This is a genomic window from Citrobacter sp. Igbk 14 (assembly GCF_028069825.1).
GTDB lineage: Bacteria > Pseudomonadota > Gammaproteobacteria > Enterobacterales > Enterobacteriaceae > Citrobacter.
Genome location: NZ_JANEWM010000001.1, coordinates 159510 through 176482 on the forward strand (window position 1 = coordinate 159510; position 16973 = coordinate 176482).

17 protein-coding genes are annotated in these 16973 nt (G+C 54.6%); 2 read left to right on the forward strand and 15 right to left on the reverse strand.

Features of this window, described 5'->3' with window-relative positions; genetic code table 11:
* From pmrD to NNN64_RS00725, 9 genes are all read right to left on the reverse strand, one after another.
* Entirely contained in the window at window positions 1–264 is a 264-nt protein-coding gene (pmrD, locus tag NNN64_RS00685; protein ID WP_271440133.1) for a signal transduction protein PmrD, read from the reverse strand.
* A gap of 106 nt (window positions 265–370) precedes the next feature.
* Entirely contained in the window at window positions 371–1801 is a 1431-nt protein-coding gene (menE, locus tag NNN64_RS00690) for an o-succinylbenzoate--CoA ligase (RefSeq protein WP_271440134.1), read from the reverse strand.
* A complete protein-coding gene (menC, locus tag NNN64_RS00695; RefSeq protein WP_271440135.1) occupies window positions 1798–2760 on the reverse strand; it encodes an o-succinylbenzoate synthase in 963 nt (320 codons plus the stop codon). Before menC ends, menE begins: the two co-directional genes overlap by 4 nt.
* The gene (gene menB, locus NNN64_RS00700) at window positions 2760–3617 is read right to left on the reverse strand and encodes a 1,4-dihydroxy-2-naphthoyl-CoA synthase (RefSeq protein ID WP_137384147.1); all 858 of its coding nucleotides are present in this window, start codon (window positions 3615–3617) and stop codon (window positions 2760–2762) included. The genes menC and menB overlap by 1 nt, the downstream gene beginning before the upstream one ends.
* A gap of 14 nt (window positions 3618–3631) precedes the next feature.
* Window positions 3632–4390 carry a 2-succinyl-6-hydroxy-2,4-cyclohexadiene-1-carboxylate synthase gene (gene menH, locus NNN64_RS00705; RefSeq protein WP_271440136.1) on the reverse strand — a complete coding sequence of 253 codons (759 nt, stop codon included), beginning with the start codon at window positions 4388–4390 and terminating at the stop codon, window positions 3632–3634.
* On the reverse strand, window positions 4387–6057 hold the full coding sequence (gene menD / locus NNN64_RS00710; protein WP_271440137.1) for a 2-succinyl-5-enolpyruvyl-6-hydroxy-3-cyclohexene-1-carboxylic-acid synthase: 1671 nt from the start codon (window positions 6055–6057) through the stop codon (window positions 4387–4389). Before menD ends, menH begins: the two co-directional genes overlap by 4 nt.
* A gap of 87 nt (window positions 6058–6144) precedes the next feature.
* Window positions 6145–7443, reverse strand: a complete 1299-nt coding sequence (menF, locus tag NNN64_RS00715) for an isochorismate synthase MenF (protein WP_271440138.1) — start codon at window positions 7441–7443, stop codon at window positions 6145–6147.
* A 94-nt stretch (window positions 7444–7537) separates the two neighbouring features.
* Window positions 7538–7843: a stress response protein ElaB gene (gene elaB / locus NNN64_RS00720; protein ID WP_137384151.1), complete on the reverse strand. Its 306-nt coding sequence runs from the start codon at window positions 7841–7843 to the stop codon at window positions 7538–7540.
* A gap of 53 nt (window positions 7844–7896) precedes the next feature.
* Window positions 7897–8358: a GNAT family N-acetyltransferase gene (locus tag NNN64_RS00725; protein ID WP_271440139.1), complete on the reverse strand. Its 462-nt coding sequence runs from the start codon at window positions 8356–8358 to the stop codon at window positions 7897–7899.
* A gap of 67 nt (window positions 8359–8425) precedes the next feature.
* Between NNN64_RS00725 and rbn the strand changes: the two genes are divergently transcribed.
* Window positions 8426–9343, forward strand: coding sequence for a ribonuclease BN (gene rbn, locus NNN64_RS00730; RefSeq protein ID WP_271440140.1), 918 nt, complete (start codon window positions 8426–8428; stop codon window positions 9341–9343).
* Between the two features lie 64 nt (window positions 9344–9407).
* Window positions 9408–10412 (forward strand): chemotaxis protein, encoded by a 1005-nt coding sequence (locus NNN64_RS00735; RefSeq protein ID WP_271440141.1) that lies wholly within the window; start codon window positions 9408–9410, stop codon window positions 10410–10412.
* Window positions 10413–10470: 58 nt separating this feature from the next.
* Here NNN64_RS00735 and nuoN read toward each other — a convergent pair whose 3' ends face one another.
* From nuoN to nuoI, 6 genes are all read right to left on the reverse strand, one after another.
* Window positions 10471–11928, reverse strand: a complete 1458-nt coding sequence (gene nuoN, locus NNN64_RS00740; RefSeq protein ID WP_003027689.1) for an NADH-quinone oxidoreductase subunit NuoN — start codon at window positions 11926–11928, stop codon at window positions 10471–10473.
* Between the two features lie 6 nt (window positions 11929–11934).
* Window positions 11935–13464, reverse strand: coding sequence for an NADH-quinone oxidoreductase subunit M (gene nuoM, locus NNN64_RS00745; RefSeq protein WP_005129465.1), 1530 nt, complete (start codon window positions 13462–13464; stop codon window positions 11935–11937).
* Window positions 13465–13715: 251 nt separating this feature from the next.
* Window positions 13716–15557 carry an NADH-quinone oxidoreductase subunit L gene (gene nuoL / locus NNN64_RS00750; protein ID WP_271440142.1) on the reverse strand — a complete coding sequence of 614 codons (1842 nt, stop codon included), beginning with the start codon at window positions 15555–15557 and terminating at the stop codon, window positions 13716–13718.
* The gene (gene nuoK / locus NNN64_RS00755) at window positions 15554–15856 is read right to left on the reverse strand and encodes an NADH-quinone oxidoreductase subunit NuoK (protein WP_006683663.1); all 303 of its coding nucleotides are present in this window, start codon (window positions 15854–15856) and stop codon (window positions 15554–15556) included. Before nuoK ends, nuoL begins: the two co-directional genes overlap by 4 nt.
* On the reverse strand, window positions 15853–16407 hold the full coding sequence (gene nuoJ / locus NNN64_RS00760; RefSeq protein WP_003028059.1) for an NADH-quinone oxidoreductase subunit J: 555 nt from the start codon (window positions 16405–16407) through the stop codon (window positions 15853–15855). Before nuoJ ends, nuoK begins: the two co-directional genes overlap by 4 nt.
* A gap of 11 nt (window positions 16408–16418) precedes the next feature.
* Window positions 16419–16961 (reverse strand): NADH-quinone oxidoreductase subunit NuoI, encoded by a 543-nt coding sequence (gene nuoI / locus NNN64_RS00765; protein WP_005129470.1) that lies wholly within the window; start codon window positions 16959–16961, stop codon window positions 16419–16421.
* Between the last annotated feature and the right edge of the window lie 12 nt (window positions 16962–16973).

The following is a 16973-nucleotide window of genomic DNA, read 5'->3' on the forward strand; positions in this document are numbered from 1 at the left end:
TCAATTATCGTCAGACAGTTGTCGCAGACGCTCCCATTCTTCGCAGAGATACTGTCTGGCATCAATGATTTTAATCACTCGCGATGTGTCACGGTTAATACAATACTGGGCATCTTTTAGCGGTGACAGCAGATCGCCGACTTTTACACGCTCGCAGGCTTGCGCTTCAGCCAGCATTTTCAACGAACCACCGGTATCACAAAGTACAATATAGAGCCTCCCTGCTTTTTGGTTACAGCAAGACTTCTTCACATGCCATTCCATAGCGCACCTTTTGCTAATGATTTTCACAATAGGTTACACTTTAGCAGATAAACCAAAGGACAATGGCCAGGGAATGGCAATTATGCGAGATAAATTTAATGTTTTCTTAAGCTTTACCGCGGATACGGACCCACTCCAGCAGCGCCCGGCGAGAAATCTTAATACCACCGCTTTTCAATTCTGCGGGTAAGGTTAGCCAACGAACGGGTTGCTGGAAACGTGCCAGCTTATCTTTCACCCATTCTGCCAGATCAATACTTCCGACTTCGGCATCGTACTCCACAACCGCAACGGGGCGATGACCAAACTCTTCATCTTCGATTGGCACAATAAAAGCTTGCAGAACATGGGGATGCGATATAATAACGCGCTCCACCTCTTCCGGCTGGATCCCTTCTCCGCCACTAAAAAACAGGTTGTCCATCCGCCCGACAATGGTTAACTTGCCATCATGCACGATGCCGCGATCGCGGGTGGCAAACCAGCCTTGCGCATTAACCAGCGGATAAAGCTGTCCGTTACGCCAGTAACCTTGCGCCATGCTGGCGGCACGAAGCCAGACTTCATCATCAACAATCCTGACTTCTCTGCCCGGTAGTGCAGAGCCGACATCTGCCTTACCATCGGCCTCTTTCGCACAAACCGTGGAGGCAAATTCTGTTAACCCGTAACCGCACCAGCAGCGAATACCCTGCTCACGCGCTTGTTCAGTCAATTCAACAGGAATCGCTGCACCGCCCAGTAACACGGCCTTTAGCGATATCGGTGTGTTATTGACCAACAGTCGCCAAAGCTGCGTGGGAACCAGCGAAGCATGGGTACAACCAGCCAGCATCTGCTCTAACGGTTGCTTATCGCGCACGGTCATACGCGCCCCGGCAAACAACCAGCGCCACATTATCCCCTGACCGGAAACGTGAAATAACGGTAGCGAGAGCAGCCAGTCATCGTCTTCGCCAAATGGCATCAGTGACAGCACCCCCTGCGCACTCGCCAAATGCGCCTGACAAGTATGTACCGCCGCTTTAGGCAGTCCGGTTGAGCCGGAGGTTAACGTCATTGTGCTCAAGCGCTGAGGCAACCAGACGGCAGCATGCTCGCCAGACTGTTCCAACATCCGCAGCGGTGTCAGGCCCGGAAGCGGACTTTCGCCTTCCAGATCCAGCGCAAAACGCAGCGTCAGATCCGGAATTAACACATCCAGCAACGACTGTGGCAACTGCGGGTTCACAGGTAAAATTCGTGCCCCGCACTGCAACAATGCCAGCCAGGCCAGCAGCGGACGGGGATGATTCCAGGCGCGGAGCAATATGCCATCGCCCTCTTCCACCCCTTGAGCCGCAAAGCCGCTTGCCAGACGATCGACTCGTGCACAGAGTTCGCCCCAGCTTAACACCTCATCGTTGAGGCGTAAGGCTGGCGCGTCCGCACGAGCCTGTCGCCAGTGACGCCACGGCCAGTCAGTAAAATCAGGCGTATCGGACAATCGCTCCAGGCCCGATGCGCTTGCGCCATCGGGCATTTCCCACTGGGTCATAGCAATCGTTCCAGCGCATCTATCTCAATGCACGGCAACGTACTGCCCGGCCAGGTGCGCACCTGCTGGCACTGCATCAGGCTGAGCGTATCCAGACCAGGGATAGTCTGTGGCGTCAACCAGGCAGCAATGCGCGCCAGCTGGGTTAAGCCCAGGCTCGATTCGATAGAGGAGCTGATCACGGCGGTGAGACCGAGCGCGTGTGCGGCTGCAACCTGCTCACGAACCTTGTCGAGGCTACCCGTCAGCGTAGGCTTGATGACGACAGCCTTCACGCCCTCTTCGGCCATAAAGGTGAAATCGGCTTCACGCAGACTTTCATCCCAGGCAATGGCAATCCCTGTTTCACGTGAGAACGCGCGGGAATCATCACGGGTTTTACACGGCTCTTCGAGGAAGGCAATGCGCCCGCGATACTCAGGATTGACATATTTCGCAAACTGCTGGGCTTTCAGCGGCGTCCAGGCACGATTGGCATCAAGCCGCAGGTGCAGTTCCGGGATCGCCTCCAGCAACAGGTTGACGACCATACCGTCGCGAACAGCTTCATACAGACCGACTTTTACCTTCGCAACTTTCTCGCCAGGCATGTCTGCCAATTGCAGCACCAGATCGTCAGGATCACCTGTACACAACGGCGCAGCACGATAGTCCGCCGCCTCAGGCAACGTACCCGCAAGCTCGGCCAGCGCACAGCTAACACCAAATGCAACGGCAGGCAGCTGTGGCAAGGATGAATCCCCCTGCAGCCAACCGTTGACCCAGGCCAGCAGCGCAGTTTGCGCCTCTTCCCAGGTTTCCTGGCTGAAGCCCGGTAGTGGAGAGATCTCTCCCCACCCTTCGCGCTCGCCGTCACGAAGACAAACGTACAGCCCGTCACGCGTTTTTAACCGCCTGTCACGCAAAATCACCCCCGCGTCCATGGGGATCTGCCAACGGTATACCTGCGCGCTACGCATTACGGATTCCGTTTGAATTTGCTGAAGTCAGGCTGGCGTTTCTGGTTAAAGGCGTTACGGCCTTCCTGACCTTCTTCAGTCATGTAGAACAGCATGGTCGCGTTACCGGCCAGTTCCTGCAGACCCGCCTGACCATCGCAGTCGGCATTCAGTGCAGCTTTCAGACAACGCAGCGCCATCGGGCTGTTTTGCAGCATTTCACGACACCAGCGCACCGTCTCTTTTTCCAGATCGACCAGTGGAACCACGGTATTGACCAGGCCCATATCCAGCGCCTGTTTTGCATCGTATTGACGGCACAGGAACCAGATTTCACGTGCTTTTTTCTGACCGACGATACGCGCCATGTAGGACGCACCCCATCCTCCGTCGAAGGAACCGACTTTCGGGCCAGTCTGACCAAAGATGGCGTTTTCAGCCGCAATAGTCAGATCGCACATCATGTGCAGCACATGGCCACCACCGATGGAATACCCTGCCACCATCGCGACAACCGGTTTCGGACACGTGCGGATTTGGCGCTGGAAGTCCAGCACGTTCAGATGATGCACGCCGGAGTCATCCTGGTATCCGCCGTAATCGCCACGTACTTTCTGATCGCCACCCGCGCAGAACGCTTTATCGCCCGCACCGGTCAGAATAATCACGCCAATATTGTCATCATAGCGAGCATCCGCCAGCGCCTGAATCATCTCTTTGACGGTGACAGGACGGAAAGCATTGCGTACCTGCGGACGATTAATGGTGATTTTTGCGATACCGTCGGTGGATTTCTCATAGCGAATGTCGGTGTAGCCTTCAGAGCAGTCGAGCCATTCTACCGGTGCGTAAAGCATTGTTTCATCAGGATAGATCATAAAATGTCCTATAGTCAGCGACGCAGAATCTGAGCCAGACAGTCCACCACGCCAGCGGGATTGTCCCGATGCGCGTTGTGTCCGGCGTTACGAATCACATGGTTCGGTACGGATATTTCCGCCGCCAGAGCGCGGAATTTATCGTCACGTTCACCACATAAATAATAAAACGGAAATGTGCGCGTTTTTAGTTGCACACGTAAATCAGGTTGTACGGCCAGCGAGGTGGCTTCCAGCATTGCCGCCAACGTTTCACCCTTATTCTGGCAGCGTAAAGCGACCAGCGCCTCTCTTTCGGTCGCATCCAGCGAAGCGAAAACTGGTTGCTGGTACCAGTCATTAAACACATCGTGCAACGACTCACGGCGAAAACGTGCGGCCCAACGTCCATCTGAAAGACGACGCTGAACGCGCTCATCTTCGTGTTGTAAGCCAGGGTGCCCACCTTCAACAACCAGACCGCAGAGTCCCGGCATCCCCTGACAGGCCGCCATCATTGCGACTCTGCCGCCAAGAGAGTATCCCACCAGCCAGTAGTTAAGTATGTTGTAACTAAGTAGAGTATTACGCAGCAAAACGCTGACATCATCGAACCCGCTCACGCTGATGTCAGCGGAGCCACCGTGTCCCGGCAGATCGATGTATAGCCGCGAATAATCCTGAAACGCTTCGCCGACCGCCTGCCATTCCCGGCGATCACCGGAAAATCCGTGCAGGAAAACCAGCCAGGGGAAATCCACCTGACCCGTGTTCGCCTGCGCGTGCAGGATCATAGATGACTGACCTGCGCCAGCAGTTGCTGCAGGGTTTGCGCCCCGTCAGTTTCATTCACTACCAGCTCAATCACCGTTGCCACCGGAGTACGCCAGGCGTTCGTCAGCGCGCTCTCCAGTTGCGCCCAGTTCTCCGGGCGGTGATATTTGAGGTCAAACATAGCCGCGGCATGCTCAAAATGGACGTTCTGCGGCATCAGGTAGAACCGTTCACGTTCGCCTGGCGGGGTTGGCAGCAGGGAGAAAATCTGTCCGCCGTTATTATTAACCACTATCAGAACAAACGGTGCAGAAACCTGGCGCAATAACGCCAGCGCATTCAGGTCATACAGCGCGGATAAATCGCCAACAATAGCCAGCGTCGATTTCGCGCTGGCACGCTGTACGCCAGCCGCCGTTGATAGCAGACCGTCAATGCCGCTCGCACCGCGATTGCTGTAAACCGGGAAACCTGCCGGAAGCTGAGACAGTGCATCAATCAACCGTACAACCAGGCTGTTTCCTACGAACAACTGTCCCTGCTCTGGCAGATACTCGCGAATACGGTGCGCCAGCTGTGCTTCGCCAAACGTGTCACGGCGGGCTTCTACCGCCTGCCATGCCTGTTGCGCCAGCCGCGGGATCTCCACACACCAGGGCTGGCGTTTCTCTGCCGGATGCAGCTCCAGCCAGTCGCCTACTTTTGCCACCAGCCGGCGTCCACGATGATGAGCAGGATCCAGACGTCCTTCGATATTGTCGACAATCCAGAATTCCTGTGGGTCGCAATTGGCCTGCCATTGCAGCAACCGTTTACCGGTCAGACTACTGCCGAGCTGCACCACAATCTGCGCCTGCTCTAATTCTGCTACCGCTTTCGCGTTCCCCAGCCACAGATCGGCGCAGGGCAACGGCTGTCCGGTTTGCGACAGCACATCACCAATGAGTGGCCAACCTAATGTCTGTGCCCAGAGCGCAACTTTCTTGCCCTCTTCGGCGCTCATGCGCCCGGCAAGTACCACCCCACGTTTTTGCCGCCAAAAAAACCAGTCGCGCTGTTTATCACTTTCCAGTCGACGCGCTTCGCGCAACCAGGGTTTATCATCCTGCCACCAGTCACCAAGACGCTGCTGCCAGGCCAGACCCGTTTCGTCCATCTCGCCATACAAGGGTTCTGCAAACGGACAGTTAATATGAACCGCCCCGCTATGCAGCGCGGCTAAGGCATTATCGATAGTAGACACCAGCCAGCTTGCCGGAATGTCCTGCGTCGGGCGTGGTAAAGAGAGCGTTTGCGACGGATGCGACGCAAACATGCCGGCCTGACGAATCGCCTGGTTAGCGCCACAGTCAATAAGCTCAGGCGGTCTGTCAGCGGTGAGTAAAATCAGTTTTTCACCGGTCAGTCCGGCTTCAATCAGCGCCGGATACAAATTCGCTACCGCCGTACCAGAGGTGACAATAACGGCAACAGGTTGCCTGCTGACTTTCGCCAGACCTAAGGCGAGATGTCCCAGTCCGCGCTCGTCAAAATGCGTATGATGGATAAAAGCGGGATTTTCCGCTGCCGCTAAAGTCAACGGCGTCGAACGAGAGCCAGGGGCAATGCAAACATGCCTGACGCCGTGGCGAGTGAGTGCTTCCAGAATGACCGCCGCCCAGCGTCGGTTAAATGCGCTTACTGACATGAGATTGTCCGGTATCAATATTGCGACACAGTATAAAGAATCGAATAAATGGATTTTTGATATGAGTCGGGAATATACACGAAATCATTATCCTTCCATCTGTAATAAAGTACGTAACCCTGCCGCTTTATTATCTATTTCTTGCCATTCTTGCTCAGGATCTGAACCGCGCACGATCCCCGCCCCGGCATACAGGCGTACGACGTTTGCGCTAATTTTCGCTGAACGTAATGACACGCAAAACTCACTCTGACGCAATGAAAGATAACCCGCGGAACCGGCATACCACTCGCGTTCAAAGGGTTCATTATGTTGGATAAATTCACGCGCCAGCTCGCGCGGAATACCCGCTACGGCTGCAGTAGGCTGTAGTTGTACCAGGCAAAGCGTATCGTCCGCCTGATTGAGCGCAGTCCAGATACAGCGGCGCAGATGCTGTACTTTGCGCAGTCTGAGTACCTGCGGCGGCAGGACATCGAGGGTTTGCGTACAGTTTTGCAGCCGTTGGCAAATATCTTCCACCACCAACATGTTCTCACGCTGATTTTTATCGTCCTTCATCAGCCATTCACCAAGCTGCCAGGCGCGATGATCGTCAGGGTGATTGGCGACTGTTCCGGCCAGCGCCTCAGTGCGCAGTGCCGTGTCACGCCGTCTATACAGACGTTCAGGGGAAGAGCCAAGAAAAGCAGATTCGGCGGAAAACGCCATATAGAAGTGGTAACAGTTGAGATTTAAACGACGACTGGAGGCCATAACAGCCGCGGCATTAACTGGCTGAGAAAACTGTAAATCGGTCGCACGCGCCAGCACCACTTTGTCGAGTTCTTCCTCAGCAATGGTCTGCGTGGCAAGCTCAATAAGGCGAACCCAACCGTCTTTATCCGGCCAGTGCTGTTCTCCCGTCAAAATCAAACGCAATGCGGGAAGCGGTTTTACCTGCGCAAGTGTTGAAATAAATGCAGCGGCCTGCGCGGCATCTTCACGCAACGACACGTCGCTATACAGGTGGAGTCGTAAGGTCGCGACCCCGACGCAGCGTCGCCATTCCAGTCGCGGCAGCAATAAATTACCGCGCTGCGGCTCAAACGCATTCAGGCCCCAGACACGCAGTTCGGGGTGATTATCATGTTGGCGTAAAAACCGTTGGGCGGATTCCAGTGAGGTGAATGTCGCAACGGCGCCCAGCACAGCCGCTTCTTCATCGCCGTTACGTTGCTGCCAGTAAAACTGAGGCCAGACGGGCTGGCTGGCCAGCCATCCTAAAGCGTCAAAAGCATCGTTCAGTGGGAAAGGTATGTCGTAAATACGAATGCCAGGTGCTGCCGGTATCTCTTGCGACAAAATGCGCATCAGACTTTCCAGCGCAGTAGTGATTGAATGCACGCGGACCTCTCCCTGTTAAAAACCTCTCATTATACGGGGTACTGAGCAGAAAAAGCAGTACCCCCGTATAGGGAGTGCGATGACAGCGCTATATTTATCGCCGTGCCAGCAATAATCCCATCACTAAACCAACTGTCGCCCCCACGCCGATCCCACGCCAGGGTTTTTCGTGTACATAGTCATCTGCCCGGCAAACAGCCTGCTTTGCACGATAATAGTAACTGTCAGAGGCGTGACTAACGCGGTTTCTCACCTCTTCTAACGCCTGCTCAGCCCGCGCTTTCAACTCAAGGTATTTCTGGTCGGCAGGATCGCCGGAAGAACGTAGCACTTCTGCCAACGTTTCGCTCAACAATTCCAAATCGTCATCAATACGTGATTCGTAAGAATGAAAAGACATTATATTCTCCCTTTCTATTGACGTACCCGCTAACTATAGACGACAGGGGCTGTTTACGCTTGATGACCCTCACGCGCCATGCCGATGTGTGGAATACCATCTTCGTCATAGATCTCCGTGACTGGAACAAAACCAAATTTTGCATAAAACGATTGCAGATGCGCCTGGGCCCCCAGGTATAACGCCTTATGCGGCCAATGCTGCGTACAGGAGGTCAGCGTTTGCGTCATTAACTGCTGTCCCAATTTTTCGCCGCGTAGCGCTTCGCTGACAATCACCCGGCCAATCACTACCGGCTCCAGATCATCGTCACTTTTCAGAATCCTCGCATACGCCACCAGTTCATCATTATGCCATCCCAGAATGTGACGGTTCTCGCCGATTAAGTCGTCGCCATCCACGTCCTGATACGGACATTGCTGCTCAACAACAAATACCGCGCAGCGAAGCTGAAGAATGGCATACAGCTCCTGAACACTCAGCTTTGCATGATGGAGATCTTGCCAGTGGATCATTGTCTGCCCCTTTGTTGTGATAACCTGAACACCCTGCCTCATTAATGGCGAAAAGTGTAACGTAAAGATGGAATTACTATTTTTAGGTACGTCTGCGGGAGTTCCCACACGTTCTCGCAATGTAACGGCAATATTACTGAATCTGCAACACCCTACTCAGGCAGGTTTGTGGCTTTTTGATTGCGGCGAAGGGACGCAGCATCAAATGCTTAGCACCCCGTTCAACCCGGGCAAACTTGATCGTATTTTTATCAGTCATCTGCATGGCGATCACCTTTTTGGTTTGCCGGGGTTGCTGTGCAGCCGTTCAATGGCGGGAAACGTCCAGCCATTGACGCTTTATGGCCCGAAAGGGTTACGAGAATTTACCGAAACAGCCTTGCGACTAAGCGGCTCCTGGACCGATTACCCGCTGGATATTGTAGAAATCACCGCCGGTGAGATTGTGGATGACGGCCTGCGCAAAGTGACCGCGTTTCAACTGGAACATCCGCTGGAGTGCTACGGTTTTCGTGTTGAAGAACACGACAAACCCGGTGCGCTTGATGCCAACGCGCTCAAAGCGGCAGGCGTTAAACCAGGCCCTTGTTTTCAGGATCTCAAAGCGGGAAAAACTATCGTGCTGGAAGACGGGCGCACCATTAGCGGGGCCGATTTTCTCGCCCCGGCGATTAAGGGAAAGTCCGTCGCCATTTTCGGTGATACCGGACCCTGTGCGAGCGCTATCGAACTGGCAAAAGGGGTGGACGTGATGGTACATGAAACCACGCTGGATTCGTCCATGGAGGAGAAAGCCAACAGCCGCGGGCATAGCTCCACCCGTCAGGCCGCACAACTGGCGCGGGACGCTGGTGTGGGCAGACTCATCATGACCCACGTCAGCTCACGCTACGATGCAAAGGGCTGCCAGCGGTTACTTGAAGAGTGCAGAGCGCTGTTCCCGGCAACGGAACTGGCTCACGATTTCGCCATTTTCACCGTTTAACGCTTTATTTTTCCGCCTCAATGCCGATAACAGTGGAAAGGCTGGCTTTCACACTGAGGACAGGATGAACAATTTCCAGAAAGATATTGATGACAGGACCAATCTAACCTTGTCTAACCGCTTTGAGCTGCTGCTGTTTCGCCTCGGCAAATCGGTTGAAGAGCAGAAATCAGAGCTGTTTGGCATCAACGTTTTCAAACTCCGTGAAATCGTTCCGATGCCGACATTTACACGCCCTGCCGGCATGAAGGCTCCGCTGTTAGGCATGGTGAATATCCGGGACCAAGTGATTCCGGTGATCGACCTGCCTGCTGTCGCCGGATGTAAACCCGAAACCGGGCTTAATATCCTGTTGATCACAGAGTACGCCCGCAGCGTACAGGCATTTGCGGTGGAGTCAGTAGAGAACATTATGCGCCTCGACTGGCAGCAGGTGCACACTGCGGAGAAAGCCGTCAATGGTCGGTACATCACCAGTATTGCTTGTCTGGACGACGACAAAGAAACCAACAATTTGGCGTTGGTGCTTGATGTCGAACAGATCCTGTATGACATTGTGCCGTCCAACCACGATTTACGTGCAACCGACCTGAAAACCAGCAAATTCAATATCACGCCGGGTGCGGTGGCCATTGTTGCGGAAGACTCCAAAGTTGCGAGGGCGATGCTGGAGAAAGGACTGAACGCGATGGAAATTCCGCATCTGATGCATGTCACCGGCAAAGATGCCTGGGACAAAATTCAGCAACTCTCCGAAGAGGCACAAGCGGAGGGTAAGCCTGTCAGCGAGAAAATCGCCCTGGTGCTTACCGATCTGGAAATGCCAGAGATGGACGGTTTCACACTGACCCGTAAGATTAAAACCGACGAGCGTCTGAAGAAGATCCCGGTTGTCATCCACTCTTCACTGTCCGGTAGCGCCAACGAAGATCACGTTCGCCGGGTTAAGGCCGATGGCTATGTGGCAAAATTCGAGGTCAACGAATTATCTTCTGTGATTCAGGAAGTGATGGAGCGCGCAGCAAAAGATGTTAGTGGTCCTTTGGTGAGCCGTCAGCTTTCCGCCTGATAGCCCTGACCCCATAAAAAAACCCGCCGAGGCGGGTTTTTTCGTTTCAGCGTATCGCTTACATCAGCGGCGTCGCCAGCTGCACGATGCTGATCAGCGGTTGTGGGTAGATACCCAGCACCAGCACCAGCAGTGCAGAGATCAGCACCACGATACCGCCCGCGCTGTACTGCCAGTTAGACGGTGCATCGCGGTTCAGTTGCTGCGGTGCGCTCAGATACAGGCTCACAGCAACGCGCAGGTAGTAGTACAAACCAATCGCGGAGCCGACCACCACAGCGGCAACCAGCCACCACAGGTTAGCCTGCACACCGACGGCCAGTACGTAGAACTTACCGATAAAGCCCAGCGTCATCGGGATACCCGCCAGAGACAGCATCATCACCGTCATCACTGCCGCGAGGATCGGACGATGCCAGAACAGACCACGGTAGGAGAACAGAGAATCTGCATCCGGGCCGCGGTACGGGCTGGACATCAGGCTGACCACACCGAACGCGCCGAGGCTACTGAACAGATAACCAGCCAGATACACGCCTACTGCTTCCATTGACATCTCGCCGCTCTGCAGGGCAATCAGTGCCACCAGCAGGTAACCGAGGTGAGAGATGGAAGAGTAACCGAGCAGACGTTTGATATTGGTCTGGCTCAGCGCCATCAGGTTACCGAAGATGATGGAAGCAAAGGCAATCACGCCCAGCACGATACGTACCGCTTCACTGTCGCCAACCGGCGCATACAGGAACAGACGCATCACCACGCCGAAGATAGCGATTTTGCTCGCCGTCGCCAGGAAGGTGGAAACCGGGGCCGGAGCACCCTGGTATACGTCTGGCGTCCACAGGTGGAACGGAACCAGCGAGAGTTTAAAGCCGAGGCCCACGATCATCAGACCGAAGCCCGCCAGCAGCAGCGGCTCATGCAGCATGCCGTCACCGAGGCTCTTACCAAGTGCAACGAACGACAGGTTGCCGGACTGTGCGTACACCAGCGCCATACCAAACAGCAGGAAGGAAGACGCTGCGGCAGACAGGATGGTGTACTTGATACTGGCTTCCAGTGAACGCTTCTGACGGAAGGCATAACCGACCAGGCCAAACAGCGGCAAAGAGATCAGTTCGATACCGAGGAAAAGCGCCGCCAGATGGTTAGCATTGGCGAGCAGAATTCCACCCAGCGCGGCAATCAGCACCAGCAGGTAGAACTCTTCCCGGTTGTCGTCGTAGCCTTCCAGCCACGGGTAAGCGAAGGTACAGGTAGCAAGACTCGCCAGCAGTACCAGCCCGGTGTAGAGCATGGCGAAACCGTCGACCCGCATCAGCGGGGTGACGTCCATGGCGCCCGCCTGGCCAACAAACCAGAGCGAAACCAGCGCGGCGTTAAGCCCAATGACCGACAGCGTGGCATTGAGGAAGTGATTGCGTCGCCACGCAATGGAGAGCATCACAACCACCACCGTCAAGCCGACGATCAGCAGCGGTAGCAGCGCAATCAGGTGTTGTGGAGTTATTGTCATGGCGATTTACGGCCTTGTAGTAGTAACGGAATTAACAAACCACTGCTGGATGTTGCTCATCGCAGAATGCGAGGTATCCAGAATCGGCTGCGGATAGAAGCCAAGCAGTACCAGAAGCACGACCAGCAACAGGATGATAAACAGCTCACGCAGCGACATCCCTGGCAGTTCAACACTGGCAATCTGGCTTTTCGCCTTACCAAAGTAAGCGCGATGCAGCATCGCCAGCGAGTACACAGAAGCAAACACCAGACCAAAGGTTGAGATCACCGTAATGACCGGAACCACCTGGTAGCTGCCGAACAGAATCATGAATTCGCCAACAAAGTTACCTGTACCCGGCATACCCAGCGTACAAACGGCGAAGAACATGGACAGTGCAGGCAACCATTTCATTTTGCCCCACAGGCCGCCCATCATACGCATATCACGCGTGTGCAGACGTTCGTACAACTGTCCACACAGAATGAACAGACCGGCTGCGGACAGACCGTGAGCGATCATCTGGATAACCGCACCCTGGTACGCCAGCTGGCTGCCGGTGTAGATAGCAATCAGTACGAAGCCCATGTGCGATACGGAGGTGTAGGCAATCAGACGTTTGATATCGTACTGATTAAAGGCCATCCACGCGCCGTAGAAGATACCGATAACGCCCAGCCACATTGCGATAGGTGCAAACTCAGCCGACGCGTTCGGGAACAGCGGCAGAGAGAAGCGCAGCAGGCCGTAAGCCGCGGTTTTCAGCAAAATCCCCGCCAGGTCAACGGAACCTGCGGTCGGTGCCTGGGAGTGCGCATCTGGCAACCAGCCATGCAGCGGAACCACCGGCATTTTCACCGCAAACGCGATGAAGAAGCCCAGCATCAGCAGATATTCCACACCGTGGGACATCGGGGTATTCAGCAGTTCTTCATAGTTGAAGGTCCACACACCGGTCGCTTTATAGTGCACAAACACCAGCGCCAGGATGGCAATCAACATCACCAGACCACTCGCCTGGGTATAAATGAAGAACTTGGTCGCCGCCGTGATACGCGTTTTACCGTCAGAGGCTTTATGCCCCCACAACGCGATCAGGAAGTACATCGGCACCAGCATCATTTCCCAGAAGAAGAAGAACAGGAACATGTCGATGGCAAGGAACACGCCGATAACGCCGCCCAGAATCCACATCAGGTTCAGGTGGAAGAAGCCCTGGTATTTTTCGATTTCATTCCAGGAGCACAGTACCGCCAGAACACCGAGCAGACCGGTCAGCACTACCATCAGCAGCGATAAACCGTCGATTGCTAAGTGAATAGAGATGCCGAAACGCGGGATCCACGGCAGGATAAACTCAGACTGCCACTGCGGAATGCCAGCGGATTGCGTCAGTGAATAGCCACCCTGCAACCACAGTTGCAGGCCAAGCGCCAGCGTCAGTCCCATGGTAATCAGCGCTATCCAGCGCGGCACCTTCACGCCAAAGCGTTCGGTCTGCCAGCACAGGAAGCCACCGATAAAGGGGATTAATATCAACCAGGGTAATAACATAGCTAAGTATGTCCCTTATATTTACTCCTGCTCAGGCTGTCTCACTCGTCAGCCCAAATCCCGGCAGTGCTCGCAATCCTCACGTACTTCAGTACGCTCCGGTTGCTCTGCGCTGGCGGTATTCGGTCTGACTTCGCCGATGACGCCTGTACTTCAGGAACAGATTTTCAACGAATTCTAAAAATTATTTTTGGGTTTGTAGGCCAGATAAGCGAAGCGCCATCCGGCAATCGTTCATCCAGCCAACAAACTCAACGCAGTACCATCAACAGTGCCAGCACAACGACAGCGCCAATGCTCATTGATGCCACATACCAGCGCAGATAGCCGTTCTCGCTTAACAGCAGGCCTTTACCTGCAAAGCGGGAAAGGATAGCCGGGATGTTCATCATTGCGTTCAGCGGATCGCGTTTCAGCAGCCAGGCGATGCCGAGGAACGGCTTAACGAACACTTTGTCGTACAGCCAGTCAAAGCCCCAGGCGTTATACCACCAGGTCCCCAGCAGACGGCCTGGCGCACTGTTGGCAATCGACGTCACCAGCGTACGTTTACCCAGCCACAACCATGCTGCGATCAAGATGCCTGCAATTGCTACGATACCGGAGGTAATTTCCAGCGTCATGACACGACCATGCGGCAGCTCGGTCGTTGCAGGCAGAACACCCTGCAGCGGCGGCACAATCAGCGCACCAACGAAGGTGGACAGGATCATCAGCACAATCAGCGGCAGATGATGGGTAATCCCCTTCCCTGCGTGAGCGTGAATTTGTTCTTTACCGTGGAACACGATGAAAATCATACGGAAGGTGTACAGAGAGGTCATGAACGCACCGACCAGACCTGCAACCATCAGATTGATATGACCGTTCGCCATCGCACCGGCCAGAATCTCATCCTTACTGAAGAAGCCTGCGGTAATCAGCGGCAGAGCCGACAGCGCCGCGCCACCAATCAGGAAACAAAGATACACCAGCGGAATAGACTTACGCAGGCCGCCCATCTTGAAGATATTCTGTTCGTGGTGGCAAGCCAGGATAACCGAGCCGGATGCCAGGAACAGCAACGCTTTAAAGAAGGCATGCGTCATCAGGTGGAAAATCGCCGCATCCCATGCCTGTACGCCAAGCGCCAGGAACATGTAGCCAATCTGGCTCATAGTGGAGTAAGCGAGCACACGTTTGATGTCGGTTTGGACCAGCGCGGCAAACCCTGCCAGCACCAGCGTGATAGCACCAATAATCCCTACCAGATGCAGAATTTCCGGGGTCATCAGGAACAGACCATGGGTACGTGCAATCAGGTAGACACCGGCGGTAACCATCGTCGCGGCGTGGATAAGCGCGGAAACAGGCGTCGGGCCCGCCATCGCGTCTGCAAGCCAGGTCTGCAACGGCAGCTGCGCAGATTTACCCACCGCACCGCCCAGCAGCATCAGGGTTGCCCACATCAGCATGTTGTTACCGTCTGCAAAGTGCGCAGGCGCCAGTTCCACCATTTCGCGGAAATTCAGCGTACCCAGCTCGTTGTAGAGGATAAACAGTGCGAAGGCGAGGAATACGTCACCGACACGGGTTACCACGAAGGCTTTCATTGCCGCTGCGCCATTCTTCGGATCGGTATAATAGAAACCGATCAGCAGATAGGAGCACAGCCCCACGCCTTCCCAGCCGAGATACATCAGCAGCAGGTTATCCGCCAGTACCAGAACCACCATGCTGGCGATAAACAGGTTGGTGTAGGCGAAGAAACGAGAGTAGCCCTCTTCCCCGCGCATGTACCAGGAGGCGAACATGTGGATCAGGAAACCAACGCCGGTTACCACCGAGAGCATAGTCAGCGACAGGCCGTCCAACACCAGGTTGAAGCCGATGTTGAAGTCACCGACAGACATCCACGTCCACAGCGGCTGGCTGTAGGCTTGTTGACCATTGGCAAAGAAGTCAACGCCAACAAACGCCGTCACCAGCGCAGCCAGGCCAATAGAGCCAACGCCCACGGTAGCGGACAGATTTTCTGACCAACGACCGCGAGAGAACGCCAGTAATACAAAGCCAATAAATGGCAGGATAATGGTTAAAGCAAGCATGTTCATCCACGCATCTCACTTACTGAATCGATGTTCAGGTTCTGGCGACGGCGATGAAGTTGCAGCAACAGTGCAAGTCCAATGCTCGCTTCAGCAGCCGCGAGGCTGATGGCAAGAATGTACATCACCTGACCATCGGTCTGGCCCCAGTAGCTCCCGGCGACCACGAAGGCCAGCGCGGAGGCATTAATCATGATTTCCAGCCCGATCAGCATAAACAGCAGATTGCGGCGGATAACCAGACCAGTTAAACCCAGTACGAATAAGACAGCCGCGAGGATCAGTCCATGTTGTAAGGGGATCATGCGTGCTCCTCCGTTTTTCTTTTCGCGCGGTCATCAGTGCGATTGCTCAGCACTTCACCGGAACGCTCTTCGCGACCGACGTGGAAGGCCACAACCAGACCCGCCAACAACAGCATCGAAGCCAGTTCAACCGCCAGAACATAAGGTCCAAACAGGGAAATGCCGACAGCTTTCGCACTAATTGGCGTACCGTCGATGCCCTGATCGTTAACACCCAGGATGGCATACACAATCACCACCAGCATGATGGCCGACAAAATCGCCGGGCCAATCCACACCTGCGGCTTCAGCCACTGACGTTCCTGTTCGATTTCAGAACCACCGAGGTTGAGCATCATCACCACGAACACGAACAGCACCATGATGGCACCCGCGTAAACGATAATTTCCAGCGCACCCGCGAAGTAAGCGCCTAACGAGAAGAACACCCCAGAAATTGCCAGCAGCGAAATAATCAGGTACAGCAGTGCGTGTACCGGATTGGTGTGGGTGATCACCCGCAAGGTTGCGAGAATGGCTATCAGGCCACAGATATAAAAAGCGAACTCCATTGCCCCTCTCCTTACGGTAACAGGCTCTTGACGTCGATAGGCTTAGCTTCGTTCTCTGCTTCGCCTTTATCTTTGCCGTCGATTGCCATACCTGCCATCCGGTAGAAGTTATATTCCGGGTATTTGCCCGGACCGGAGATCAGCAGATCCTCTTTCTCGTAAACCAGGTCCTGGCGCTTGTATTCACCCAGCTCGAAATCTGGAGTCAGCTGAATAGCCGTTGTCGGACAGGCTTCTTCGCACAGACCACAGAAAATGCAGCGTGAGAAGTTAATGCGGAAAAACTCCGGATACCAGCGGCCATCTTTGGTCTCTGCTTTTTGCAAAGAGATACAGCCAACCGGACACGCTACCGCACACAAGTTACAGGCAACGCAGCGCTCTTCACCGTCTGGATCACGGGTCAGTACGATACGACCACGAAAACGGGGCGGTAGATAGACCGGCTCTTCCGGGTACATCTGCGTTTCGCGTTTTGCGAACGCATGCAGGCCGATCATCCAGATACTACGTACCTGGGTGCCGAAGCCTACTAACAATTCTTTTAAGGTCATGGTCTTTGTGTC